General features: G+C 63.5%; 24 protein-coding genes. 11 read left to right on the forward strand and 13 right to left on the reverse strand.

What is annotated here, in order from left to right; all coding sequences use genetic code 11:
• Positions 1-118: 118 nt before the first annotated feature.
• The 3 genes from C453_RS07285 to C453_RS07295 all read right to left on the reverse strand — a co-directional run bounded on the left by C453_RS07285 (position 119) and on the right by C453_RS07295 (position 4,491).
• Complete coding sequence (locus tag C453_RS07285; protein ID WP_008323610.1) at positions 119-2,224, reverse strand: type II secretion system F family protein; 2,106 nt, start codon at positions 2,222-2,224, stop codon at positions 119-121.
• A gap of 1 nt (position 2,225) precedes the next feature.
• The gene (locus tag C453_RS07290; protein WP_008323611.1) at positions 2,226-3,920 is read right to left on the reverse strand and encodes a type II/IV secretion system ATPase subunit; all 1,695 of its coding nucleotides are present in this window, start codon (positions 3,918-3,920) and stop codon (positions 2,226-2,228) included.
• A 67-nt stretch (positions 3,921-3,987) separates the two neighbouring features.
• Positions 3,988-4,491, reverse strand: coding sequence for a DUF7549 family protein (locus tag C453_RS07295; protein WP_008323612.1), 504 nt, complete (start codon positions 4,489-4,491; stop codon positions 3,988-3,990).
• Positions 4,492-4,648: 157 nt separating this feature from the next.
• On the opposite strand from C453_RS07295, the gene C453_RS07300 reads away from it, so the two are divergent.
• Both C453_RS07300 and C453_RS07305 read left to right on the forward strand, forming a co-directional pair.
• Entirely contained in the window at positions 4,649-5,122 is a 474-nt protein-coding gene (locus C453_RS07300; RefSeq protein WP_008323613.1) for a DUF5793 family protein, read from the forward strand.
• A gap of 80 nt (positions 5,123-5,202) precedes the next feature.
• Positions 5,203-5,829 (forward strand): uracil-DNA glycosylase family protein, encoded by a 627-nt coding sequence (locus tag C453_RS07305; RefSeq protein ID WP_193788057.1) that lies wholly within the window; start codon positions 5,203-5,205, stop codon positions 5,827-5,829.
• 333 nt (positions 5,830-6,162) lie between these two features.
• On the opposite strand, the gene C453_RS07310 is transcribed toward C453_RS07305, so the two are convergent.
• The 3 genes from C453_RS07310 to C453_RS07320 all read right to left on the reverse strand — a co-directional run bounded on the left by C453_RS07310 (position 6,163) and on the right by C453_RS07320 (position 8,970).
• Positions 6,163-6,975, reverse strand: a complete 813-nt coding sequence (locus C453_RS07310; RefSeq protein WP_008323615.1) for a DUF4097 family beta strand repeat-containing protein — start codon at positions 6,973-6,975, stop codon at positions 6,163-6,165.
• A 48-nt stretch (positions 6,976-7,023) separates the two neighbouring features.
• Positions 7,024-7,698, reverse strand: coding sequence for an MBL fold metallo-hydrolase (locus C453_RS07315; protein WP_008323616.1), 675 nt, complete (start codon positions 7,696-7,698; stop codon positions 7,024-7,026).
• Positions 7,699-7,782: 84 nt separating this feature from the next.
• Entirely contained in the window at positions 7,783-8,970 is a 1,188-nt protein-coding gene (locus C453_RS07320; protein ID WP_049907568.1) for a J domain-containing protein, read from the reverse strand.
• Positions 8,971-9,083: 113 nt separating this feature from the next.
• On the opposite strand from C453_RS07320, the gene C453_RS07325 reads away from it, so the two are divergent.
• Together C453_RS07325 and C453_RS07330 are read left to right on the forward strand one after the other, a co-directional pair.
• Entirely contained in the window at positions 9,084-10,070 is a 987-nt protein-coding gene (locus C453_RS07325) for an MBL fold metallo-hydrolase (protein ID WP_008323620.1), read from the forward strand.
• Positions 10,071-10,096: 26 nt separating this feature from the next.
• Complete coding sequence (locus C453_RS07330; RefSeq protein ID WP_007539164.1) at positions 10,097-10,381, forward strand: DNA-directed RNA polymerase subunit L; 285 nt, start codon at positions 10,097-10,099, stop codon at positions 10,379-10,381.
• A gap of 72 nt (positions 10,382-10,453) precedes the next feature.
• Here C453_RS07330 and C453_RS07335 read toward each other — a convergent pair whose 3' ends face one another.
• Together C453_RS07335 and hisF are read right to left on the reverse strand one after the other, a co-directional pair.
• Positions 10,454-11,074, reverse strand: coding sequence for a DUF1684 domain-containing protein (locus C453_RS07335; protein WP_008323625.1), 621 nt, complete (start codon positions 11,072-11,074; stop codon positions 10,454-10,456).
• Positions 11,075-11,172: 98 nt separating this feature from the next.
• Positions 11,173-11,985: an imidazole glycerol phosphate synthase subunit HisF gene (gene hisF, locus C453_RS07340; RefSeq protein WP_008323626.1), complete on the reverse strand. Its 813-nt coding sequence runs from the start codon at positions 11,983-11,985 to the stop codon at positions 11,173-11,175.
• Positions 11,986-12,098: 113 nt separating this feature from the next.
• Between hisF and C453_RS07345 the strand changes: the two genes are divergently transcribed.
• Positions 12,099-12,710 carry a VOC family protein gene (locus C453_RS07345; protein ID WP_008323627.1) on the forward strand — a complete coding sequence of 204 codons (612 nt, stop codon included), beginning with the start codon at positions 12,099-12,101 and terminating at the stop codon, positions 12,708-12,710.
• A gap of 22 nt (positions 12,711-12,732) precedes the next feature.
• On the opposite strand, the gene C453_RS07350 is transcribed toward C453_RS07345, so the two are convergent.
• Positions 12,733-14,541, reverse strand: a complete 1,809-nt coding sequence (locus C453_RS07350; protein ID WP_008323628.1) for a glycoside hydrolase family 13 protein — start codon at positions 14,539-14,541, stop codon at positions 12,733-12,735.
• 123 nt (positions 14,542-14,664) lie between these two features.
• Between C453_RS07350 and C453_RS20390 the strand changes: the two genes are divergently transcribed.
• The gene (locus C453_RS20390) at positions 14,665-14,865 is read left to right on the forward strand and encodes a DUF7550 family protein (protein WP_008323629.1); all 201 of its coding nucleotides are present in this window, start codon (positions 14,665-14,667) and stop codon (positions 14,863-14,865) included.
• Positions 14,866-14,931: 66 nt separating this feature from the next.
• Positions 14,932-15,903, forward strand: coding sequence for a quinone oxidoreductase family protein (locus C453_RS07355; protein WP_008323630.1), 972 nt, complete (start codon positions 14,932-14,934; stop codon positions 15,901-15,903).
• An 18-nt stretch (positions 15,904-15,921) separates the two neighbouring features.
• Here C453_RS07355 and purL read toward each other — a convergent pair whose 3' ends face one another.
• A complete protein-coding gene (purL, locus tag C453_RS07360; protein WP_008323631.1) occupies positions 15,922-18,030 on the reverse strand; it encodes a phosphoribosylformylglycinamidine synthase subunit PurL in 2,109 nt (702 codons plus the stop codon).
• A 96-nt stretch (positions 18,031-18,126) separates the two neighbouring features.
• Positions 18,127-18,561 (reverse strand): CBS domain-containing protein, encoded by a 435-nt coding sequence (locus C453_RS07365; RefSeq protein WP_008323632.1) that lies wholly within the window; start codon positions 18,559-18,561, stop codon positions 18,127-18,129.
• 230 nt (positions 18,562-18,791) lie between these two features.
• Between C453_RS07365 and C453_RS07370 the strand changes: the two genes are divergently transcribed.
• Both C453_RS07370 and C453_RS07375 read left to right on the forward strand, forming a co-directional pair.
• Entirely contained in the window at positions 18,792-19,475 is a 684-nt protein-coding gene (locus tag C453_RS07370; protein WP_008323633.1) for a PHP domain-containing protein, read from the forward strand.
• Positions 19,475-20,566, forward strand: coding sequence for an asparagine synthase C-terminal domain-containing protein (locus tag C453_RS07375; protein WP_008323634.1), 1,092 nt, complete (start codon positions 19,475-19,477; stop codon positions 20,564-20,566). The genes C453_RS07370 and C453_RS07375 overlap by 1 nt, the downstream gene beginning before the upstream one ends.
• 12 nt (positions 20,567-20,578) lie before the next feature.
• Here the strand turns inward: C453_RS07375 and C453_RS07380 are convergent, their stop codons facing one another.
• Positions 20,579-21,052, reverse strand: a complete 474-nt coding sequence (locus C453_RS07380; RefSeq protein WP_008323635.1) for an NUDIX hydrolase — start codon at positions 21,050-21,052, stop codon at positions 20,579-20,581.
• 78 nt (positions 21,053-21,130) lie between these two features.
• On the reverse strand, positions 21,131-22,078 hold the full coding sequence (locus tag C453_RS07385) for a transcription initiation factor IIB (protein ID WP_008323636.1): 948 nt from the start codon (positions 22,076-22,078) through the stop codon (positions 21,131-21,133).
• Between the two features lie 223 nt (positions 22,079-22,301).
• Between C453_RS07385 and gatC the strand changes: the two genes are divergently transcribed.
• Both gatC and gatA read left to right on the forward strand, forming a co-directional pair.
• The gene (gatC, locus tag C453_RS07390; protein WP_049907601.1) at positions 22,302-22,580 is read left to right on the forward strand and encodes an Asp-tRNA(Asn)/Glu-tRNA(Gln) amidotransferase subunit GatC; all 279 of its coding nucleotides are present in this window, start codon (positions 22,302-22,304) and stop codon (positions 22,578-22,580) included.
• On the forward strand, positions 22,580-23,851 hold the full coding sequence (gene gatA / locus C453_RS07395) for an Asp-tRNA(Asn)/Glu-tRNA(Gln) amidotransferase subunit GatA (RefSeq protein ID WP_008323637.1): 1,272 nt from the start codon (positions 22,580-22,582) through the stop codon (positions 23,849-23,851). The genes gatC and gatA overlap by 1 nt, the downstream gene beginning before the upstream one ends.
• Positions 23,852-23,860 lie beyond the last annotated feature (9 nt).

The raw sequence follows: 23,860 nt of genomic DNA on the forward strand, positions 1-23,860 counted from the left end.
CGACAAAGACCGCACGGGTCGTTGCCGGTGTCACAGTCGGGTGCAGCGTGGACACGCCGAACCACATCACACCGCGCCACACCACGCCGCGCCACATCACCTCCTCCCGGTCGCGCAGTCAGATAAAGAGGAAGACGGCGTAGGTGATTATCAACAGGACCGCTGCGTGTTTGATGCCGTCGGCGACCTGTCCTTCGCCCAGTTGGCCCGCGATGAGGCCGGAACAGAGGCCCTGAATCACCGAGAGGTGGTAAAACAGGACGGTGTAGGCGGTCGTGTCTACGTCACGGAGACCGGAGAACGCCCCCGAAGAGACGCCAGCAACCTCGCCAGCCCCGACGTTGCCGGCGCTCGCCTGCTCGACTGCAGGAATGAACGAGACCGTCAGAGCGACGACGATGCCGAGGAAGACGAAAAACGAGATGTAGATAACGATGAGGTAGGTGACCATCTCCTGTCGGCGTTCGCGGGCGAGACGGCGACTGTCCTGTGCCTCGTCGGCCGCGATTCGGAGCACGGGCGCGAGGTCGCCACTCGCGCGCATGGCGTTCGTGATGAGCGTGACGGAGCGTGAGACCATCGGGCTTTGCGTCCGCTGGTCCATCCGGTGAAGCGCCGTCCGAGCGTCTGCGCCCCAGTCGATGTCGCGGACGGTGCGCGAAATCTCTTCGCCGAGCGGTCCGAGGTCGGACGACGACACGCGACGGAGACTCTGAATAATCGTCAGTCCCGCCTCGTTGACGCTGGCGAGTCGGTCGAGGAAGTCAGGCATGCTCCGCTCGATAGCCCGAATCCGACGTTTTCGAATCTCGTGGACGCCCGCGATGACGAGCAGCGCGACGATGGTCGCTTCGACCACGTGGCGGTCGACCGCCGCGACGATGTCGACCGGCGACATACCGGGTGCCACGTTCGACTGGAGGACGACCCAGACGATACCGAGCGGGGCGGTCACCACCAGCGTCGCGGCGGGGTAGCGGCTGAGCGTTTCCAGCGGGCGATTGAGCCACTTACGGACCCAGTACAGGCGGTCGTAGGCCTCGAGTAGTTCCCGATGTCGCTGTACGGTCGTCGACTCTCCCCCGTCTGTCACCGAGTGTTGTTGGCCTGCCTGCACCCCGCCTGCACTCAGCACTGAGTCGCCTGCCGTGCTCTCGTCGTCGGTCGCGACCGTTCCGCGAAGTGATTGGGTGACGCTGTCGATGTAGACGACGAAGCCGAAACTCGCCAGCGGGATGCCGACGTAGCCGACGAACCTGATGAACGTGAGCGTCTCCGCGAGGACGAGGCCGATGACCACGAGGACGGTGATGAAAAACAGCGGGCCAGCGACGAGGACGGTGACGTACACCTCGGCGAACGTCGAGAGGAGTTCGAGGTATTGTTGTTGTTGAGCCTCTGCTTCTGCTTCGAATCGTTCGTACTGTTCGTGGAGGAACGACGAGAGGTTCCGACCGCTTCCGAGGACGCTCGCGAGGTTCTCTGCGAACTCTTCGAGGCTCGGACTCGGGGTCCGTTCGGACATCGTCTGCAACGCGGTGAGCACGTCGGTCCCGAACCCGTCCATGTCGCGGACGACGATTGCGACCTCACGTGCGGCCTCTCCGTACACGGCTTCGTTCCGCGCGAGCGTTTCGAGCACCTGCGGAAACGGCATCCCCGAGCGCGACAGCGCGAAGATGAACGCGACCGTTCGCGGCATCGTCGCCTCGATCTCGGTCGAGCGGGTCTTCGTCCGCTCGGTGAGGTAGTACCACCGAATCCAGTACACGCCAAGCGAGAGAAGCGCCCCAATCGTCGCACTGGAGAACAACAAGAGCACGAACAGGTCGCGAAGTGAGAGTTCGTCGAGCGTCGTGAGGTTTCCGAGGAACTGTAGCGCCGGTGGAAGGCTGGTCCGAATCGCCTCGCCCGAGACCGAGAGCGCCTGAAGCACCCCTCCCGCGGCGTAGACGCCGAAGACGCTCCCGGCGATACCGAAGACTGCGGCCATGAGAAGCGTTCGAGACGCATAGACGCGGTGGGTCACGTCGACGTGGGCAGCACGGAGTCGCCAGCGTTGCATGCGCCGTCGCGGGTTCTCGTTTGCGACGTAGAAGCCGAAGATTGGGAGTGCGACCTGCGAGACGAGCAAGTCGGCGCGGCGGCTTACCGGGGCGAGGACGACCGGTAAGACGAGAAGCACCGCGGCGACAAGCGGGAGGTAGTACAGGCCGAAGTCCATCTCAAAGCCCCACGCCAGCGTCTGAAACGTCTTCGTCCGCCTCGACGCGCTTCATCACGGCGTCCGAGTCGGCGTAGTACTCGTTGATGAGGGCGGTAAAGCGGCGGTAGTCCGAGACGTCTTTGTCGAGCAGATACTGGAGGAAGCGCTCGCGCTGTCGCAGTTCGCGGCGGAGTTCCGTCCGTGACCACCCGTTTTCGCGTTGAATCTGGTCGAGAAGCGAACTGTCGCTCTGGTCGAACGAGTCGTTTTCTGGGTCCCACGAAAACGCCGCCGAGTAGTCGAGTTCGCCAGTTCGCTGGTCGATAGTCCCGATTTCGCCGATGGCTTTCGACCGGCGCACACGCTCTCCATCGAGGCGGGTGAGCGTCTGGACACACAGCAGGTCGAGCGACTGGACCATCGCACGCGGGACGTTGATTGGTTCGTTTTCCAGTCGGTTGATGACCGTCTCGATGCTGTCTGCGTGCATCGTCGAGAACGTCGTGTGGCCCGTGTTCATCGCCTGAAAGAGCGTCACGGCCTCGTTCCCGCGCACCTCACCCACGATGATGTACTCGGGGCGATGGCGGAGCGCCGACCGCAACAGGTCGTACATCGTGATGTCTGTCCCCTCGTGGATGCGGTCGCGCGTGACCGACGACAGCCAGTTGTCGTGGTAGAGGGCCAGTTCGCGGGTGTCCTCGATAGAGAGGACCTTCGACCGCGGAGGGACGAACATCGACACCGCGTTCATCGAAGTGGTCTTCCCGGACGCGGTCCCGCCCGCGAAGATGAGGCTCTTGTTGTTCTCGATACAGAGCCACAGGTACGCCATCTGCTCGATAGAGAACGTCCCGTATTCGACGAGGTCGATGGGCGTAAACGGCTCTTCGGCGTACATACGGATGGTGAACGCCGACCCGCGCGGGGTCACTTCTTCGCCGAGTGCGAGTTCGGCACGGGCACCGTTCGGAAGCGTCGTCCCGAGAACCGGGTCGCCGACGCTGATGTGGCGACCGGAGCGTTGGGCGAGTCGAATGACGAAGTTGTCGAGTTCTTCCTTCTCGAAGATGACGCTCGTCACGATGTCGGTGTAGTCGTCGTGGTAGACGAAAAGCGGGAGGTCGTACCCGTCACAGGAGATGTCCTCGATGTGTGGGTCGTGCATCAAGGGGTCGAGACGACCGTACCCGTGGAAGTCGCGCCGGAGGTAGTACAGGAGCGTGTAAAACGAGTTCATGTCGAGTTCCAGCCCGTACTGCTCCAGCAGCGTCGTGAGTTCCGAAATGAGGGCGCTTTCTTGTGTGGGGTCGGCGTTCTGACGATACAACAGCGGGTCGCGGATGTCTGTGCGGACGCGTTGAAGGAGTTCGACTTCGAACGCGTCGAGGTCCGGTTCGACCACGTGGTACTCGTGTGCGGTCGCGTCCGTATCGTAGGTGATGACCACGTACGCGAACGGGGCGTTCACCCAGTAGCGGTCGATTTCCTCGTGGTTGTCCGGCACCTCGAACGACCCGAGGGGAGTGTCGTCCGGATTCAACGGCCGAACGTCGACCTGTGACCCGCGAAGCATCTCTGCGGTGCGCCGGAGGAGGCGCTCGGTCTCGGCTGCGGCCGCATCGAAGTCGCCGTCGCGGAGGAGACGGAAAATGCCCCGCTCAGACGGAGTCTCGATAGGCTGTCCCGCGTCGTTCGCAGTATCTCGTTGCATCGTCACCCGAATCAGTCGGTTGGGTGGTATGGTCGGTCAGAACTTAAATAGTCCACGCCGTTCACTGTCAGGCTCGCTCCACAGTCAGGAGGACGCCAGCGAAGACGAAGAGGAGAACCACGCCGAGCGGGACCGGAATCCCGGGGAACCCGCGGGTAGCGAGGAGATACGTCGAGGCGGCGAGAACCACTCCCGCGAGGCCGAGCAGACCCCCAAGCACTCGAACCGGGTCGACCGGTCCGTCCTCGACGCGCTCTTCTTGGGTGTAGTACACGACCGAAAAGAGGACAGCAACCGCCATCACCGCGGCACCGACCGACCACACTTTATAGCCGACGGCGATGGACTGTCCGGCTTGAAACGCCGTGGCGGAGAGCGGGTCCGACAGGGCGACTCGTTGGGCCACGTCGATACCCCACGCGAACCGAACCTGAAAGAACGGAAACCGGACGAAAAGCAGGCTTCCACCGGCAATATTCGGAGAATACATCAGATTCCACGGGAGGAATGCACAGACCCACGTCGCGACGACCGAGAGGGCACCCGCGTGTTCGGAACGGACCCAGACCATACCGAATTGCCACGTGCCGATGGGTAAAAGCTACCGACAGTGGTGACGGCCACACCGCGTCGTCGGAGACGCCGCAGTCGCTCGATACTCACGTTAAAAACTCGACACGCAAATGGCGTCACGTTAATAGGTGGCGCAATATAACGAGGTGTACGGAATGCGGCGTGACTACTTCGAACTTGACGTCCGTGACGTCGATTGGTACGGGGAAGACGAGCCCCCTCTCCAACCGACGGTTTCTATCGACTTCTACGGCCCCGCCGAGGAACTCCGAGAGCGGTTCGTAGGCCCTGACGGTGAACTTCTCGCTGCCGAGGAACTCGACGCCACACTGCGCTTGCAGGGGTCCGTCGACGACCCGGAGACCACAGGGGTCGTAAGCGTCACAAACCGGGTGACCGGGGATTACGTGATGGAACTCAACGCACCCGCAGAGGACGTACTCCAGTTTATCGGTGCTGCGCGCGAGTACGGTCGAACCTCCGATCACGACGACGGTCGGTACCGCGTCGACGTCGCAATCGAGGGCGACCACTTCGCGACGTTCGAGAAGTCCACGTTCTTGGTCTACGACGTGGACGGAAACCTGCTTCGCGGCCAGAGTCTCATCCCCTCTGGGGTCGAACTCTAGGTAACGACAATTACACTCGTTCGTGTCAAAACGGGCGGTAAACCACGTCTTCTTTATCGATTGCATGCACAGAGGACAGCGTGAGGAACGTAACCGATCGCACACGTAACCCGTTCGACATGCGACCGTCGTGTGACCAGTTCGTCCCAGGATACGGTGACGCGAACGCCGACTTCCACGTCATCGGCGACCATCCCGGTGTCCACGGGGGCGTCGAAACCGGCGTCCCGTTCACAGACGAGGCGGGAAAACGCCTCCAATCGGCACTTCACGAGGCGGGACTCCTCGACGCGACGGGCGACGAACCGACGGTGGACGCCACGTTCTTTTCGTATCTCCACATGTGCGTCCCCGACGGCCAACCGACGAAAGCCGACTACACCGACATGGAGCGGTTCTTCGACGCTGAACTCCGCGCCATCGCCGCACACGTCCTCTTACCGGTGGGTGCTGTCGCGACTAAACAGGTCCTAGAGAATTACTCCGCAGTCGCCTGGAAGACGGACATAGACATGGGTTCACTCCACGGGAAGGAACTCCGTGGAAGTGGCTTCCTCATCGTCCCAATCAAAGACCCAATCGAGTGGGACGACGGCGACCACGACGAACTCGTGACCGGTTTGATGACGCTCCAGTCGACCGACTTCCGCCGCGAATCTGACCTCGGTCGGTTCATCCCCGGTTCCGATCCGTACCTGGTCAGATAACCTCTATTTTTGCCGCATTCGGGGCTTGGTCGTACGATTTTTAGAAATCATCACGATTCTACCTACTGTTCGTCCAGTAAGAACCATGATGGTTGTTATATGTTCAGTGATTTGGGCTAAATGAGTCACATAATGGCACATTTAGACAGTGCTTCTGGATGCCATGGTTCTAATTGGCGGAAACAAAGGACTTTTTACAACCAGTGTCAAATGTGCAGTTGACGCGCGTGGTTCGAGTAACTCCGCCGGGCGCGTCAGGCAACTGTGAGATTGGTGCTCCTCGCAGTGGCTTGGTCAGTCCGGGGACCTGCGCTCGGCCGCGGTCCCCGCTCTTTACTCTCCTAAGAGCGATAGCTCGATACGTCCGTTGCTCGTCAACGCCGTGAGCGTCGGCCCACCGTCTCCGAGCGTCCCGTCGACGTGTGTTCTGGAGATGCTAGCGTCGGCCAGCGAGAGTCCACTCACGTCGATAGACTCGGTCGAGGTTTGGGCGACGAGTTCTGCGTCTAGGTCGCCCGCGAGCGCGGCGTCTATCTCCCCGTTCGACGTCTCGATGCTCGTGTCGCTACGAATCGAGAAGACGTCTACCGCTATCGACCCGTTTGTCGTCCGCACCCCGTCGAGGCCGCCGACGCCGCGAGCCGAGACACTCCCGTTGCTGGCTGTCGCATCGACGAATCCGTCTACGCGCTGCACGTCGATGTCGCCGTTTGTTGTCTGGACTTCGAGGTCGCCCGCAGTCCGTTGGATATCGACAGAGCCGTTCGACGTCGACGCGTGAGACACGGGGAAGGCCGACGGAACACGGATTTCGAGTTCGACGACGACGGGTTCGGGGTCGTCGCCGCGGACGACTCGCTCTACCGTCAACGACTCGTCGCCCCCGATATCGACGCGAACCGAATCGAGGTCCTCCGTGACGAACCCGCGTTTGACGACCTGTACTTCGACGTCGTTCTGCGCCCACGGCTCGATAGTGATGGTTCCGTTTCGATTTCGCACTTCGAGTGAATCGAATCCGTCTGGGGAGACGACGCGTGTCTCCGCTTTGCGCGTCTCGATACTGGGCGCAGTACACCCGGCGAGTGACGCGAGTCCGAGTGTGGCACCGCCTGTGAGAAACGACCGCCTGGAGGGCTTTCGCATGCTCTATCCGACGAGTGGAGCCATTGAAATTAGTACCGGATTGACCGTTCAAACGCGGTCGGCGACGCGCTTCAGCGCGCCAAACCCGTGTTCTTCGATTGGAGTTCCGTGACCCATCGCGACGACATCGACCGGGGGGCACTGCTCGGCGAACTCGCGGATGCTGGCGCGATTCGCGTCGGTGTCGGCGGTGAGTATCCACGGCGAGGGAACGAGTTTCCCACCGGACTCGCGAACCATGTCGCCGACGAACGCGACGCCGAGTTCCTCGTGGACGAATGCGGTGTGCCCGGCGGTGTGCCCGGGGGTTCGGTACGCGACGAACCCGCCGATTTCGTCGCCGTCGTCGATGGGTTCGACGGGGTTCGTCGGGCGACGAAGGAATGGACCGACGAGGTGATGGAACGTGCCTTTATGGGTCTCAAACGAGGGTTTCGCGTCACCAGTCACGTAGGATGCGTCCGGTTCGGCGGCGTGGATTCGGACCGAATCGCGGAGACCGAGCGCCCCCAGCGTTCCGACGTGGTCAGGGTCGTAGTGCGTCAGGAGAACGCGGTCGATGTCGCTTGGGTTGTACCCGGCGACCGCGAGGCCACGGAAGATTCGGTCGCGGTCCCACGGTGTCCCGGCGTCGATGAGGACGAGTTCGTCCCCGTCTTCGACGAGATACGCGTTCACTCCTCTGAGGCGAAATCGGTGGACGCTGCCGCCGAGCGTGGTCATACGCCCGCAACGGTCGCTGACAGTAAAATCGTGTCTCCGGGGAGAAATATTGAATCGACGTTCCTGCGTCGTGACCGCGGCCCGCTATCGCGACGCCCAGAGATAGCGTCCCACGTCGACGACGAACCCACCGGCACCGACGACCGGACAGACCGCGAGGCCAAGGATGTCGACCACGACGGGCCGTGGAACGCCGAGCATCGCCGCGGCGACGATGCCAATCGGGACCGCCGCCGCGACCACGTAGAGCCACGTCGCCCACGCGTGGCCGAACCGTTTGACCACCGCGAAAAGTGAAATCAAGAGAACGACAGCAGTCACCGGCACGACCAGCAGCGTCGGCGACGTGACCGCAGTCGTCTGGACCGCAGCGAGACTCGGGAACGAAAGCGGCGATGCCGCCAAGAGCGTCGCGGCCGGGGACGCAGTATCGAGCGAGGTGAGCATCGTCACGAGGGCCATCCCCTCGCGCGCGACGTACCATCCGAGGCTTCCGAGATACGACACCAAGACGAGAAGCGAGACCCCCCAACCGTACCACAGTGGATTCGTGCTATCTGACGACGTAGTCGACGACGGTCCTTCGCCACCGAATCGACGGCTGGTCCCTGTGGAGCCACCCTGTGACGAACTGCCACTGGAGCGTTTGCTTCCGCGAGACGACCCTGTTCGAGACGACCCCGAGGACCGCGAGGAACGTGAGGACCGAGACGACCGACGACCGCTGCCGGACGAACTCGACGTTGAGGCCGTCGACGACCGACTGGAACTCCGACTCGACCGAGAGGACCGCGACGAACTCGACGAGCGAGAGCGCGACGAGGATGTCCGATTAGACGACGAACTTGACGACCGGTTCGACGACCGCCGAGACCCGCGCGAGCTCGACGAAGATGTCCGACTGGACCCGGTGGACCGGGATGTAGACCCACTCTGAGACGACTCTGAGGACTGCGACGACGAGGAACTCGACTGCGACGACGAGGAGGCAGACCCGTCGTCGCCGGCGCGACCGGGGAACTTGAACTTCGTCAGCCCATCGAGCCGCTTGTTGACGTACTTCGTGTGTCCCATCCGGTCGTAGTCGGCGCGCTCGGCGTCGTCGGTGAGGACTTCGTAGGCCTTCCGGACGACGGTGAACTGCGCTGTCGCTCGTTCGTCGTCGTTGACATCGGGATGGTACTCCCGCGCCTTCTGACGGAACGCCTGCTTGATTTCCCCCGTCTCGGCGTCGCGTTCGACGCCGAGGAGTTCGTAGAAGTCCACCGGCATTCGACGTGCGATTCGATGCGACGGCGGCTTTTGAATGTACCGGGCGATTGGGCGAACCGGTCGGCGTCGAATTCGTTCGGAAAAATCATGAACACTGACGGCAAGGAAGCGGTATGGAACGTATCCCGCTTGGTAACACCGTCTTCGAAGGGCGGAACAACGCCTATCTCATTCCGGGCGACAGACCGACGCTTGTCGACGTCGGCGTCGCGACCGACGCAGTTCGACAGGACCTCCACGACGGCCTCGACGCGCTCGGCTACGACGTCGCCGACATCGACGCAATCGTCCTGACGCACTGGCACGCCGACCACACCGGACTTGCAGGTGAAATTCAAGCGGAGAGCGACGCTGCCGTGTACGTACACGAAGACGACGCTCCCCTCGTCGCCGGTGACGAGGACGCTATCGCCGAAGAGCGGCGCATCAGCGAACGCCGATTCGAGGAGTGGGGCATTCCGGAGGAACCGCTCGACGAGCTGACGACGTTCCTCGGCGGTCACGAGGAACTCCGCGGCGATACGGTGGACGTGACGCCTGTCACGGACGGCGACCGAATCGCCGCCGGAGACGACGAACTCGAAGTTGTCCATCTTCCCGGTCACGCCGCCGGATTGAGCGCCTACGCGTTCGATGGCGACGAGGGTCGCGAGGCGTTCGTCGGCGACGCGATTCTGCCGAAGTACACGCCGAACGTCGGCGGTGCGGACCTCCGTGTTGACCGCCCGCTTGCGACCTATCTCGACAGTCTCGACCGCCTCGTCGACCTCGACTTTGCTCGGGCGTGGCCGGGGCACCGTGACGTTATCGACGACCCCGCGGGGAGAGCACGCGTCATCGCGGACCACCACCGCGAGCGCACCGAGCGCGTCCTCTCGGTGCTCGACGAACACGGCCCCGCAGACGCGTGGACCGTCAGCGCGCACCTCTTCGGTGACCTCTCGAACATCCACATCCTCCACGGTCCCGGCGAGGCGTTCGCACACCTCGACCACCTCGTCGAAGCGGGCGTCGTCGAGCAGGACGGGACTGAGTACGCGCTCGCCGATGCTGACGCCGAGGCGTCGGAGTTGGTCGCTGTACCCGAGACGAAACGTTAAAACGCCGTTGGAGGGAACGGAGAGCCATGGAACTGCGGGTCATCGACAAGACCGACGAGGAACTCCGCATCGAAATCGGTGGCGAGGACCACACCTTCATGAACGTGCTGAAGGGTGAACTCCTCGAGACCGACGGTGTCACGGCGGCAACCTACGACGTGAACCCCGAACAGTCCGGTGGACAGACGGACCCTGTCCTCTCGATTAAGACCGAATCTGGCGTCGACCCACTCGACGCGCTCGCCGAGGCTGCCGCTGGCGTTCAGCACACCGCCGACGCCTTCACGGAAGCCTACGAAGCCGCAATCTAAGCGCGCCCGGATTCTCTCTTTCGTGTTCGACTCGTGAGCGACTGGTGCAGTCGTCGGGAGCGTCGCGGATGTTCAGTCTGCGTGTTCGTGGTCGTGGTCGTTCCCGTCCTCGTGTCCGTGTCCGTGTTCGTGACTCCTGTCACTGCTCTCCGGCCCCTCGTACGCTTTCTCACCGGCTTCGATGCGCACTTCGAGCCAGTTTTCCATGGGCACGAGTGGGCACTCGTACTGCGGTGAGTAGGCACAGAAGGGGTTGTACGCGTAGTTGAAGTCGAGCACCCACTGCCCGTCGTTGGTGCGGTCGGCCGCTTCGAGGTCGAGATACCGACCCGCGCCGTAGGTCTCTTCCATGTTCGTCTCGTCGCGGAAGGGCACCCAGAGACGGTCTTCCTCTGGTGTCGCACGATAGGCATCGAGAGAGTACGCCTCCCCGTCGATTTCGAATTCGAACGCCCCCCAGACGAGGTAGTCGCGCTCGCCGTCGGTCGTCGTTCCGATGGTGATGGTCTCGGGCTCGTCGTACTGTTCGAGGGCGAGTTCGAACCGGAGGTTCGGGTCCGGGTTGAAGTAGTCGAGGCCATCGAAATACTCGCGCTGGTCGGGTGGAATCGGCGAATGCTGGTCGGTCGCGAGGAAGCGGTCTTTCTGCTCGCGATGCTGGAGGAGGGCAGTTCGCCACGAATCGTCAGTCATACACGAAATGTACGCTCGCTGATGAGGTGAAGATTGGTTTCGACTGCACCGAGAGCGCACGACCGGAAAATTTCGGTCGAAAGGCCGCGCTCCCCTGCTTACAGACGGACCGGAACGTCGTGGTCGTCGAGGTACTCCTTGACGTCGCGGATAGAGTACTCGTCGAAGTGGAAAATAGAGGCGGCGAGACCGGCGTCTGCACCTGCTTCGGTGAACACCTCGTACATGTCTTCGGGACCGCCACAGCCCGACGAGGCGATGACTGGCGTCGAGACGTTGTCACAGACGGCTTTCGTCAGCGGAATGTCGTAGCCGTCCTTCGTGCCATCGGTGTCGATGGAGTTGATAAAGAGTTCGCCCGCACCGAGCGACTCGGCCTCGCGGGACCACTCGACCACGTCCACGCCAGTACCCTCGCGGCCGCCTTTGATGGTGCACTCGAACCAGCAGGATTCACCGTCGACTTCGGCGTAGTACTCGCCTTCCTCGTCGTAGCGGCGGCGGGCGTCGACCGAAATAACGATGCACTGGCTGCCGAACGAGCGTGCGCCCTCCTCGATGAGCGAGGGGTTCTCCAGCGCGGCGGTGTTGATAGAGACCTTGTCGGCACCGGCGCGGAGCGTCTCTTTGATGTCGTCGCGGGTTCGGATGCCACCGCCGACGGTCAGCGGGATAAACACCTCGTCGGCGACCTTCGAGACGGTGTCGAGCATCGTCTCGCGGCCGTCCGCGGAGGCGGTGATGTCGAGGAAGACGAACTCGTCGGCACCGGCCTCGTTGTACAGTTTTGCCATCTCGACCGGGTCGCCCGTGTACTTCAGGTCCTCGAAGTTGACACCGGTGTAGACTGCCGGATTGCCGTCCTCGTCGAGGTCGACGTCGATACAGGGGATGATGCGCTTCGTGAGCATTCGCTACCGAATCGTTGGCGGAAGAGTCGCTTCACGGTTTCGGCTACGGCAGGCGACGCTGGCGGTGATTCGCGCAGCGCCATCTTCATGCCGCTGTCCGATTTGTCAGAGGTATGAATCTCCCCGAGGTGTTCCACCTTCACTATCACGTCCCTGACGTTGACGCTGCTGCGACAGCTCTCTCGTCGTGCGGAATCACGCCCGTTGCGCGCTTTGGCTCGGTCGAGGGTGAGTCGGTCGCGCTGGCTCCCGAGGAAGACGAGCCGAGTGGCTTTCGACTTCGGTTACAGACGAATCGCGGCGGCACGGCAGACGTGACACTCACACCCGGTCCGAAGCTGGCGTTCGACCACTTCGGCGTCGTCGTCGAGGACGTGTCCGCAGTCGTCGAGCGCGCGACGGCCCGCGACTGGTCGGTGACGGAAAACGAGCGCCGGACGTTCCTCGTCACGCCGTGGGGGTTCCGAATCGAACTGCAGTCGCCCGACAGCGACCTCGTCTCGGAACTCGGCGACCCAGACGACTGCCACTTCCGCGAGGTGTCGTTGAGTGTCCCGTCCGAGGCGCGCGAGCGAATCGACCGGACGATTCGGGCAGTCGTCGGCGACGTGTCGAACCTGCGCGTCGTTCCGCTTGCGGGGTCGCAGCCTGCAGTTACGGAGGCGTCCCTCGCCGGAGCGAACGTCGAAGAACAGCAGTTCGAGATGTGCGTACTGGCCGAATAGCGCACTGGAGGCGCTACCGGCGCTACCGGCGTCCGAGGTCGTAAATACGGGCTTCCCACGGTCGGAGCATCTCGGATTCGACCACCTCGACAGTCGTGTCGTAGTTCGACAGCAGGACGTCGGCGGGACGGCCATCGAGTTCGTTTGGGGGTTCGAACCGTGTCTCGCTACTGTCGAAGTTGAGGACGACGAGGATGGTGTCTCGGTTCGCGTCTCGGTCGGCAGACGCGTCTTCTGCGATTTCAGTTTCGAGCGTCCGCGTGTACACCCACAGCGACTCGTGGTCGGGCGTGAGGGGGTCGTAGTCACCGTACACAATCACGTCGCGTTCCTTTCGAAGCGAGATGAGGTCGCGGTAGTAGTGCCACACCGAATCGGGGTCGGCGCGGGCGTCAGCGACGTTGATTTCGTCTTTGTTGGGATTGACCGGCATCCAGGGCTCGGCGGCGGGGTCGGTGAACCCCGCGTACTCGCTGTCGTCCCACTGCATCGGCGTGCGGGCATTGTCGCGGCTGTTGGCGCAGACTGCGTCTTTCACCGAGTCGAAGTCGGATATCGTCCCCTCATCGATGGCTCTGCGGACGGGGTTGAGCGTGTCCACGTCGCGGAAGTCGTCGAGTGATTCGAAGGGATAGTTGGTCATGCCCAGTTCCTCGCCCTGGTAGACGAAGGGCGTCCCGCGGAGTGTGTGTAGAAGCGTCGCAAGCAACGTCGCCGACTCGCGGCGGTACGCACCGTCATCCCCGAATCGGGAGACCTGCCGGGGCTGGTCGTGGTTGTTGAAGTACAGCGAATTCCACCCTTCCTCGGCGAGACCCGCTTGCCAGCGGTCGAAGACCGATTTGAGTTCTGGGAGCGCCCACGCTGTTGTCTCCCAGATGTGGTCGCCTCTATCGAGGAGCATGTGTTCGAAGTGGAACACCATCGAGAGGCCGTCGCCTTTCGGTCCGGGCGTCGTGTAGCGTCTGGCAACGTCCATCGGAAGTTCGTCGCCAATCGTCTCGCCGATGGTCAACAGGTCCTCGTCGAGGACGCGGTCGCGCATCTCGCCGAGGTACTCGTGAATGTGCGGGCCGTTCGTCACGCGGTCGATGGTTTGGATGCCGCGTTCCGAGTCGGTGTCCGGCAGTCCGTCCGGTTTGGAGATGAGGTTGATGACGTCCATCCGAAAGCCGTCGATGCCCTTGTCGAGCCACCACTGCATCATGTCGAACACTTCTGTTCGGACGGCCGAATTCTGCCAGTTCAGGTCCGGTTGTCGCTCGTCGAAGAGGTGGAAGTACCACTCTCCGGTGGCTTCGTCGTACGTCCACGCGGGGCCGCCGAAGAAAGACTCCCAGTCGTTCGGTGGGACTTCGTCCACGCCAGGAGGTGTCTCGTAGTCGTCGGGGTCGAGGTCAGTTTCTTCAGGGTCGCGACCTTCGCGCCACCAGTAGTAGTCTCGCTTGTCGGCGTCTATCGCCGAGCGGGAGTTGACGAACCACGCGTGCTCGTCGGAGGTGTGGTTGACGACGAGGTCCATGATGAGCCGGATGTCGCGGTCGTGGAGCGCATCCCGGAGGGCTTCCCAGTCGGCCATCGTCCCGAACTCGTCCATGATGGCGCGGTAGTCGGAGATGTCGTAGCCGTTGTCTACGTTAGGCGACTCGTAGACAGGGTTGAGCCAGACACAATCGATGCCGAGGTCCGCGAGATAGTCGGCCTTCTCGACGATTCCCTGAATGTCGCCGACGCCATCACCGTCTGAGTCGTTGAAACTCCGCGGATAGACCTGATAGACGACCGCCTCTTTCCACCACCGACGCGCCCCGCCTGCGGAGGCCGAAGCCATACGAGACGTGAGTATCGGACGAAACTTAGGTCTGTGTGCCGAGTGTGGACGTCTTGCATACTGCCACAGAGAGGGGTTTCAGGACGCGCAGGCGACAACCAGCACCGACGGTTAGGTGCGTTTTTGTACCGCGAATACGTCGGCTCGAACATGAGCGACGACCATCATTCGGGCGACCACGACCACGACGACCACGAGTCCGGGGAGGAAGGCCGCGTCACCTCTCCGATGCAAGACTTCACGATGGGACAGGTTACGACCGGCTTCATCGTTCTCGTCGTGGGCGTCGCCGTTACGTTCGGCCTCCCGTTCATCCTCGCGTAGAACCGGCAATTTGTACGAACTTCCGCTTTCTCTCCGCTTTTATGAGAGCCGTGACCAACGGGTGACGTGAAATCCATCGTCGTCACTGAATACGGACGAAGCGATACGCTCGACGTGCGCGAGACCGAGACGCCCGACCCCGGTCCGGGCGAGGTCCGAATCGCCGTCGAGGCAGCAGGAATCAACTTCGCCGATATCATGCAGCGGCGCGGTCACTACCGCGACGGTCCAACTCCGCCGTACACGCCGGGACTGGAGGCCGCGGGTACCATCGACGCCGTTGGCGAGGGTGTCGAACGAGAGGTCGGCGAGCGTGTCGTCGCCATGACCGGAACCGGGGCATACGCCGAGTACGTCACCGCCCCCGCGAACGCGCTGTTCGACGTCCCAGAGTCCATCTCGTTCGCCGAGGCCGCTGGCTTCCCCGTGCAGTTCCTCACGGCCCACAACTGCCTCCACGAGTGGGGTGGCCTCGAAGAGGGCGAGCGCGTGCTGATTCACGCGGCCGCCGGTGGTGTCGGCACCGCGGCAGTCCAACTCGCTGACCTCGCGGGCGCGGAGACGTTCGGCACCGCCAGCACCGAGGAGAAACTCGACCTCGCGACCGACCTCGGCCTCGACCACCCGATTCAGTACACCGAGGAGGACTTCCGCGACGTGGTCGCCGACGAGACAGACGGCGAGGGACTCGACCTCGTACTCGACGGCGTCGGCGGCGAGACGTTCCAACACAGCCTCGACGCGCTCTCGGACTTCGGCCGCGTCGTCACCTACGGTGCCGCCTCGGGCGAGGTGGCGGAGGCCGACACGACGCGTCTCCTCTTCGAGAACAAGTCCGTCATCGGATTCCATCTCGGAAACGCCATGCAAAAGCGCCCGCGGTCGGCCCTCGGCGCGGTTCCAGAACTCTCCGATCTACTGGCGTCCGGTGAACTCGACATCATCGTCGGCGAGACGTTCGCACTCGAAGACGCCGCCGAGGCGCACCAGTACATCGAAGACAGAAAGAGCAGCGGAAAGGTCGTCCTCGAACCGTAGGACGACGCTGTCGTCTTTTTAGTCGAGTTCGCGGGTCAGCACGTCGCGCAGGTCGGCAATCGTCCCCGCCTCGTAGGCGAGTTCCTCGTCGCCGACCGAGAGCGTGAGCGTGCCGTCGTCGGTCGTCGTGCCGAGTTCGACGACTGGCACGTCGCCCGCGAGGTCGCGGAGCGCGTCTTCGTCTGTCGTCTCGACCACGACGCGGCCGGGCGTCTCGTCGAAGAGCGAAATCACGTCTTCGACCGCAACGTCCGCGCCGACATCGTCGGTGACCATCTCGGCCAGCGCGACGGCGAGCCCGCCGTGGCTCACGTCGTGGACGGCGAGCGTGGATTCGTCCGCGGCGACAGTGCGAACCGTCTCGACGGCGGTCGCGGCGTCTTCGTCCTCGGGGAGTTCAGGGAAGGCGTCGTCGCCGCCTGCGTTTTTGAGGTAGGTCGACCCGCCGAGTGCGTCGCCCGCGGTGCCGACGACGAACAGGTCGCCCTCGCCAGAGAGCGAGAGGCCGGGCGTTCGGCCGTCTGCCGTGCCGACCATCGCGAGGGTAGGCGTCGGGGGAATCGGACCCGAGACGGAGTCGTTGTACAGCGAGACGTTGCCACCGACGACCGGAACCGAGAGCGCGCTGCACATGTCGGCGAGGCCGTCGACGATTCCCTTGAAGCCGCCGTACACGTCGGGTTTCTCGGGGTTACCGCCGTTCAGACAGTCCACGGTTGCGAGGGGCGTCGCGCCCTTCGCGGCGAGGTTTGTCGCGTTCTCGAAGGCGACGGCGCGGGACCCCTCGTACGGGGCCGCGCTCGTCCAGTTGGGGTCTGCACCCGCCGTGAAGGCGAGTTTCGTGTCTGCTTCGGGGATGTCGAGAACCGCGGCGTCGTCGCCGGGTCGGACGGCAGTTCGAAGCCCGACTTCGTGGTCGTACTGGCGGTAGACCCAGCGCTTGGAGGCCGTGTTGGGGTCGGCGACGACCGCCTCGAACGCCTCGACGAGGTCCGCGTCGGGCAGGTCGCGCTCGGCGGATTCGGGTTCGGTCGCGTCGAGGTCGTTCATCGGTGCGCCCTCGGCGAGGAACTCCGGCGGCACGTCCACGACGGTCTCGCCGTCGAACGTACAGACGTAGTTTCCGTCGGCGACTTCGCCGATGACGGCGCTTCCGAGGTCGAACTTGTCGGCGAGTTCTTGGACGCGCTCGACGTTCTCGGGAGTCACCTCGTAGCACATGCGCTCTTGGGACTCCGAGAGCAGAATCTCGAAGGCGTTCATGTTGGGTTCGCGCTGGTGGACCTCGTTGAGGTCGATGTGCGCGCCGAAGCCGCCCTTGGCAACGAGTTCCGACGATGCGCCACCGAGACCGGCGGCACCGAGGTCGCGGGCGGACTCGACGAGGTCCTCGTCGAGAAGCGCCTCGTTGCACTCGATGAGGAGTTTCTCAGTGTAGGGGTCGCCGACCTGCACGGCCGGGCGGTCTTCGGTTTCGGCGTCTTCGGCGAGGTCTTCGCTGGCGAAGGACGCGCCGCCGAGGCCGTCGCGGCCGGTCGAATTGCCGATGAGGACGAGTTTGTTCCCGGCTTTCTGTGCTTCGGCGGTGACGAGGCGGTCAGCCGAAAGCAGGCCGACACACGCCACGTTGACGAGGGGGTTGCCCTCGTAATCTTCGTGGAACGAGGTCGCGCCGGTCACCGTCGGGACGCCGATGGCGTTCCCGTAGTCGGCGATTCCCTCGACGACGCCGTCGAGGAGATACCGCGAGTGCTCGCGGTCGAAATCGCCGAAGTACAGGGAGTCGGCGAGGGCGATGGGGTACGCGCCCATCGAGAGCGTGTCGCGGACGATGCCGCCAACACCCGTCGCCGCGCCGTCGTAGGGGTCGACGTACGAGGGGTGGTTGTGGCTCTCGATGCCGAGGGTGATGTACGTGTCGTCGTCCAGTGCGACGACGGCGGCGTCGTCACCGGGGCCGATGGCGACCTGGTCTCCCTCCGAGTCGAACGCCGACAGGAGGGGGCGAGACGACCGATAGGCACAGTGTTCGCTCCAGAGGTTCTCGAAGAGCACCGCCTCGGCCGGTGTCGGGTCACGGCCGAGTTCGGCGACGACGAGGTCGCGGTCCGCGTCGGGAAGCGTCATTCATTGGTATGGTCAGAACGCAGGTTGTAAACCCTTTCTATGTGCACAAACGTGCTCAAAAATGTGGTCGAGGTCACGCACTGATTACGACGTCGCTCACGCGGGCGTGTACGGCGGCGATTCGGCGCGGATAATCTCGGTGAGTTCGTGCATCTCGTCTTGGAGCAAGACGAGCAGGTCGTCCATCGTGACGATGCCCGTGAGCTTCCCACCGTCAGTTATCGGTGCACGCCGGACGCCGTGTTCGCGCATCTTGCGGAACAGGTCGAAGACGCCCATGTCGGCGTCGACCGTGAAGGGCCGCTCCGTCATCACGTCTTTCGCGGTCATTCCTTTGAGGTCGCCGCCCGAGCCGACACATTTCAGCGCGATGTCGCGGTCCGTGACGATGCCCTCGATGTTGTCACCGTCCGCGATGACGATGGAACCGACGGTCCGGTCTTCCATTAGCTTCGCCAATTCGTGGACCGGTGTGTCGTGCTTCGCTGTCACCAGTTCGTCCTTCGGTCGTGCAATATCTCGTACTGTCATCTCTGATCTCCCCTCGGTGGCCCCGCCACGACACTCGTGGCTCACCACCACACTAGTTGTTCGTCGGTTGTGATATTATATCTATGTGATGACATTTTTTCACGTTCTACTGGTACGTCCCGTGTCGGTGAGTTTCAGGAAGACGGCGTTGTCACCGTCTTAGTCCGCCGGAAGTAGGGTATCGAGCCGGGACCGGGGCGCTTTTTTAGACCCCGTTGTTAGGGTACCACGTGTTATCGGTCGAGTTGCACTCGCACTCCTCGCTTTCGTACGACGGGCGAGACCCGGTCGAATACCTCCTCGAACAGGCGGTCGCGGTGGGGCTGGATGCGCTCGCTGTGACTGACCACGACGAGATCGACGCGAGTCTCGAAGCAGCAGCTATCGCGGACGACTACGGGCTGGTCGGCATTCCGGGGATGGAAGTCACGTGCGCTGCGGGCCACGTCTTGGCACTCGGTGTCGAGGAACTCATCCCCGCAGGGCTCTCGTACGACGAGACACTCGACCGCATCCACGACGCTGGCGGCATCGCCATCGTCCCACACCCGTTCCAGAAGTCTCGCCACGGCGTCGCCCCGCACATCTCTCGGAGCCAACTCGCCGCGGCGGACGCCATCGAGACGTACAACTCGCGGCTCTTGACGGGTATCGCAAACCAGCGCGCCGAACGCTTCGCGAAGCGGCGCGGGCTTCCGATGACCGCCGGAAGCGACGCCCACATCGCCGAGATGGTTGGCCAAGCCGTCACCGAAGTCGGAACCGACACTCGGAGCGTCGAGGCGATTCTCGACGCCGTCCTCGACGGCCGGACCAGCGTCGTCGGCAGCAAGACCCCGTGGCGCATCTCGTTCCAGCAGGCCGCTGGCGGTGCGAAGCGCCGCGTGAAACACGCGCTTTCTGACCTCCTGTGATGCGCGGCGCGGACGAATCTGTCGTTCGACGGGCGCTCGAAAGTGGTGACTCGTTGCCCGGAACAGCGGGGTTCGCCGGTGTACTCGACGGCCAACTCGTCAGAGACGTTCTCGGTCGGCAACCGCTCTTTTGGGAGCGCGACGACCCGGGCGCGTGGTCGTTCGACCGCTGTGACCTCTCGGACCCGGTTTCGGTCCCCGCGGGTCACGTACGCCCCATCAGCGCAGACGGAGACGACGAGAATCGCTCGGTCTGGACACTTCCAGACCTACCTGTCGCATCCGACCGCGACGAGGCACTGGCCGCTGTGCGAGACGCCGTTTTGGAGTCCGTCCGCGAAGTTGACGACGACGGTCTCGCAGTCGCGTTCTCCGGTGGTGTCGATTCGGCGGTCGTCGCTGCGGGCGTCCCCGACGCACCCTGCTACGTCGCGGGGTTCGAGGGCTCACACGACATCGACGCCGCGCGTGAGGCTGCCGAAGCGATGGGTCGCGACCTTCGCGTCGTCGAACTTACCCACGAAGCTATCGAGCGCGCCGTCCCGGAAATCGTCGCGGCACTCGGCCGAACCAACCCGATGGACGTACAAATCGTCCTCCCGCTCTACTTGCTGGCCGAGCAGGTCGCCGCAGACGGCTACGACCGCCTCGCGGTCGGTCAGGGCGCGGACGAACTCTTCGGCGGCTACGCCAAGGTCGCCAAGGCACCCGACGACCCCCGCGTCGAGGCCGAGACGACTCGCGGCGCGGCCCGCGAGGTCATCCAGACGCTTCCAGACCAACTCGAACGCGACGTCCTCGTGCTTCGCGCTGCAGGCATCGAGCCCGTCGCACCACTTCTCCACGACCGCGTCGTCGAGGCTGCGCTTCCGCTCCCCGGTGAGTTACTCGTCGATGGCGACCGGCGAAAAGTCGCGCTCCGGGAGGCCGCTCGCGAGGTGCTCCCAGAATCTGTCGCAGAGAAGGACAAGAAGGCCGTTCAGTACGGCACGTACGCGTCTCGGGAACTCGACCGCCTCGCCCGACAGGCTGGGTTCAAGCGCCGGATGGACGACCACGTCGAAAAGTACGTCCGGTCGCTCGTCGAGTAACTGACTCGTCGCTTAGTCCGCGGCTTCGACGACCTCGATTGCATCCAGTGCAAACTGTACCGTGTCGGGGTCGAGGTCGCTCTCGCGGAGGTCGTCGCGGTCGTACCACTCCCAGACTTCTGGCCCCTCTTCGCCCGGCGCGGGGTCGATATCGCGCGACTCGACGCGGGCGTAGTAGATGTGGTCGATGTGTTGGTGGCCGACGGACCCGTCGTCGTGGATGTTGATGTCGTAGAGCATCTGTTCACGGGGTCGCGGGAGGGCTTCACCGTCCGGTGCCGGGACTGCGGGCGTGTCGTCGACGAGTTCGGGTTCGAGACCGGTCTCTTCTTCGACTTCGCGCAGTCCCGCTTCGTGCGGGAGTTCGTCCCTATCGACGTGGCCACCAGGCGGGATGCGGATGCCGAGGCGTTTGTGCTCGTGGAGGGCGACAGCGCCGTCGTTGACGATGTAGACAGTGGCGGTGAAGTGTCGGGTCGTCTCCATGCGCGACGCTATCGAGGGAGGTGTATCGGTGTTTCGAAAATCGACTCCGGCTGGAACGGATTCGAAAAGACGGCCGTATTAGAGGACCTGTGCCTTCTCTTCGGCTTCGAGAAGTTCGTGGTAGCGGTTGCGGATGGTCACCTCGGAGATGTTGGCCACCTCGGAGACCTCGTTTTGGGTCACTTTCTCGTTGGTCAGGAGCGACGCGGCGTAGACGGCGGCGGCGGCGAGGCCAACCGGCGACTTACCCGAGTGGACGCTCTGTTCTTTGGCGTTCTTCAGGAGTTGGCGCGCGCGGCGTTCTGGCTCGTCTGAGAGGCCGAGTTCGCTGGCGAAGCGCGGGACGTACTGCTCTGGGTCGGCAGGCTTGATTTCGAGCTTCAGTTCGCGTACCACGTAGCGATACGTGCGGGCGATTTCGTCCTTTTCGACGCGCGAGACGCTCGTAATCTCGTCGAGCGAGCGCGGCGTGTCGGCCATGCGAGCGGCCGCGTAGAGCGCCGACGTTGCGACGCCCTCAATCGAGCGGCCGGGAAGCAGGTCGTCGTTGAGAGCGCGGCGGTAGATGACCGAGGCGGTCTCGCGGACGTTCTCGGGAAGGCCGAGTGCGGAGGCCATGCGGTCGATTTCGCCGAGTGCCTGCTTGAGGTTGCGCTCCTTGGAGTCGCGGGTGCGGAAGCGCTCGTTCCACGTGCGAAGGCGCTGCATCTTCTCGCGTTGGCGCGAGGACAGCGACCGGCCGTAGGCGTCTTTGTTCTGCCAGCCGATGTTAGTCGACAGCCCCTTGTCGTGCATCATGTTGGTCGTCGGCGCACCGACGCGGGACTTCTGGTTCTTCTCCGAAGAATTGAACGCGCGCCACTCTGGGCCGTGGTCTATTTCGTTTTCTTCGACGACGAGACCACAGTCGTCACAGACGGTTTCGCCGTGCTCCGTGTCGGATACGAGCGCGTCTGACTCACACTCTGGGCATTCGAGGGTTCGGTCTCGGGTGTCTTCGGTTTCGGCTTCGTTCTTGTTGCGCACGCGCGCGTTATCGGTCGTAAAACGTCGAACACTTTCTGTCATTTTAGGTTGCAGAGAAGCAACTGCGAACGGTCGTTCTCACTCATTTGTATCGAGGGCGATTACTTATATCTGACGGCTAGAAAACGACGGAATAGGGCTGGGGAGCGTTCGAGGGGACCGGATGCCAGACGAAACGGCGCACACCGAAACCCTTACTCCCGGTCTCCGACACCTCCGATACATGAGCGATACGCCCGTCGACGCCGACGAGGTGCGACACGTCGCCGAGTTGGCGCGGGTCGACCTCGACGAGGACGAAGTCGAGGAGTTCGCGGCGCAGTTCGCGGACATCCTGGAGTACTTCGACGCCCTCGATGAGGTCCCCGAAGTCGACCGCGAGGATGAACTGGTGAACGTGATGCGCGCCGACGAGGTCCGCGAAGGACTGACCCAAGAGGAGGCGCTCTCGAACGCCGCAGAGACCGAAGACGGCTTCTTCAAAGGTCCACGGGTGTCCTGATGTCTCTGAACGCATTCATCACGAAGGAGACGGTCGAAAGCGACGAAGACGGCCCGCTCGCCGGGAAGTCCATCGCCGTGAAAGACAACATCTCGACCGAGGGCCTGCGTACGACCTGCGGGTCGGAGATGCTCGAAGACTACGTCCCGCCGTACGACGCGACGGTCGTCGAACGCCTCAAAGACGCGGGCGCGACCATCGTCGGCAAGGCCAACATGGACGAGTTCGGTATGGGGACCACCACCGAGACCTCGGCCTACGGTCCGACGAAGAACCCGGTGGACGAATCTCGTGTCCCCGGTGGCTCCTCCGGTGGCTCTGCGGCCGCCGTCGCCGCCGGTGAGGCCGACCTCGCACTCGGAACCGACACTGGCGGGTCCATCCGCTGTCCCGCAGCGTTCTGTGGCGTCGTCGGTATCAAGCCCACGTACGGACTCGTCTCGCGCTACGGTCTCGTCGCCTACGCGAACTCTCTCGAACAGATTGGCCCGATTGCGCCGTCCGTCGAGGAGGCCGCCGCGCTGCTCGACGTCATCGCGGGCCCCGACGACCGCGACGCGACGACCCGCGAGGAGGGAGCAGACTCGAACTTCGCCGCGGCCGCCGACGGCGACGTAGAGGGTCTCACTATTGGCGTCCCGACCGAACTGGTCGAAGGCGCGGACGAGGGTGTCAAAGCGGCGTTCTGGGACGCCCTCGACGAACTCGAAGCACAGGGTGCCGAGTACCACGAGGTCAGCATGCCCTCGACCGAGAAGGCGGTCGCCGCCTACTACGTCATCGCCATGTCCGAGGCCTCCTCGAACCTCGCGCGCTTCGACGGCGTCCGATACGGCAAGTCCGGCGGCTACGAAGGCAACTGGAACGAGGCCTTCGCTCGCGCCCGCGAGGAGGGCTTCGGCTCCGAGGTCAAGCGCCGTATCCTCCTCGGTACGTACGCCCTCTCTGCAGGCTACCACGACAAGTACTACGCGAAGGCGCAGGACGCCCGCGCGTGGGTCAAGCAGGACTTCGACGCCGCCTTCGAGGACGTGGACGTGCTCGCGTCGCCGACGATGCCAGTCCCGCCGTTCGAACTCGGTGAGAGCCTCGACGACCCGCTGCAGATGTATCTCGCCGACGCGAACACCGTCCCGGTGAACCTCGCGAACCTCCCCGCGATTTCCGTCCCCGCGGGCGAGACCGACGGACTCCCGGTCGGACTTCAGCTCATCGGGCCGAAGTTCGGCGAAGAGACCATCGTCCGCGCTGCATCCGCAGTCGAGAACTGATTTTCGGAC

This window comes from Haloferax elongans ATCC BAA-1513, assembly GCF_000336755.1.
GTDB classification, from domain to species: Archaea; Halobacteriota; Halobacteria; order Halobacteriales; family Haloferacaceae; genus Haloferax; species Haloferax elongans.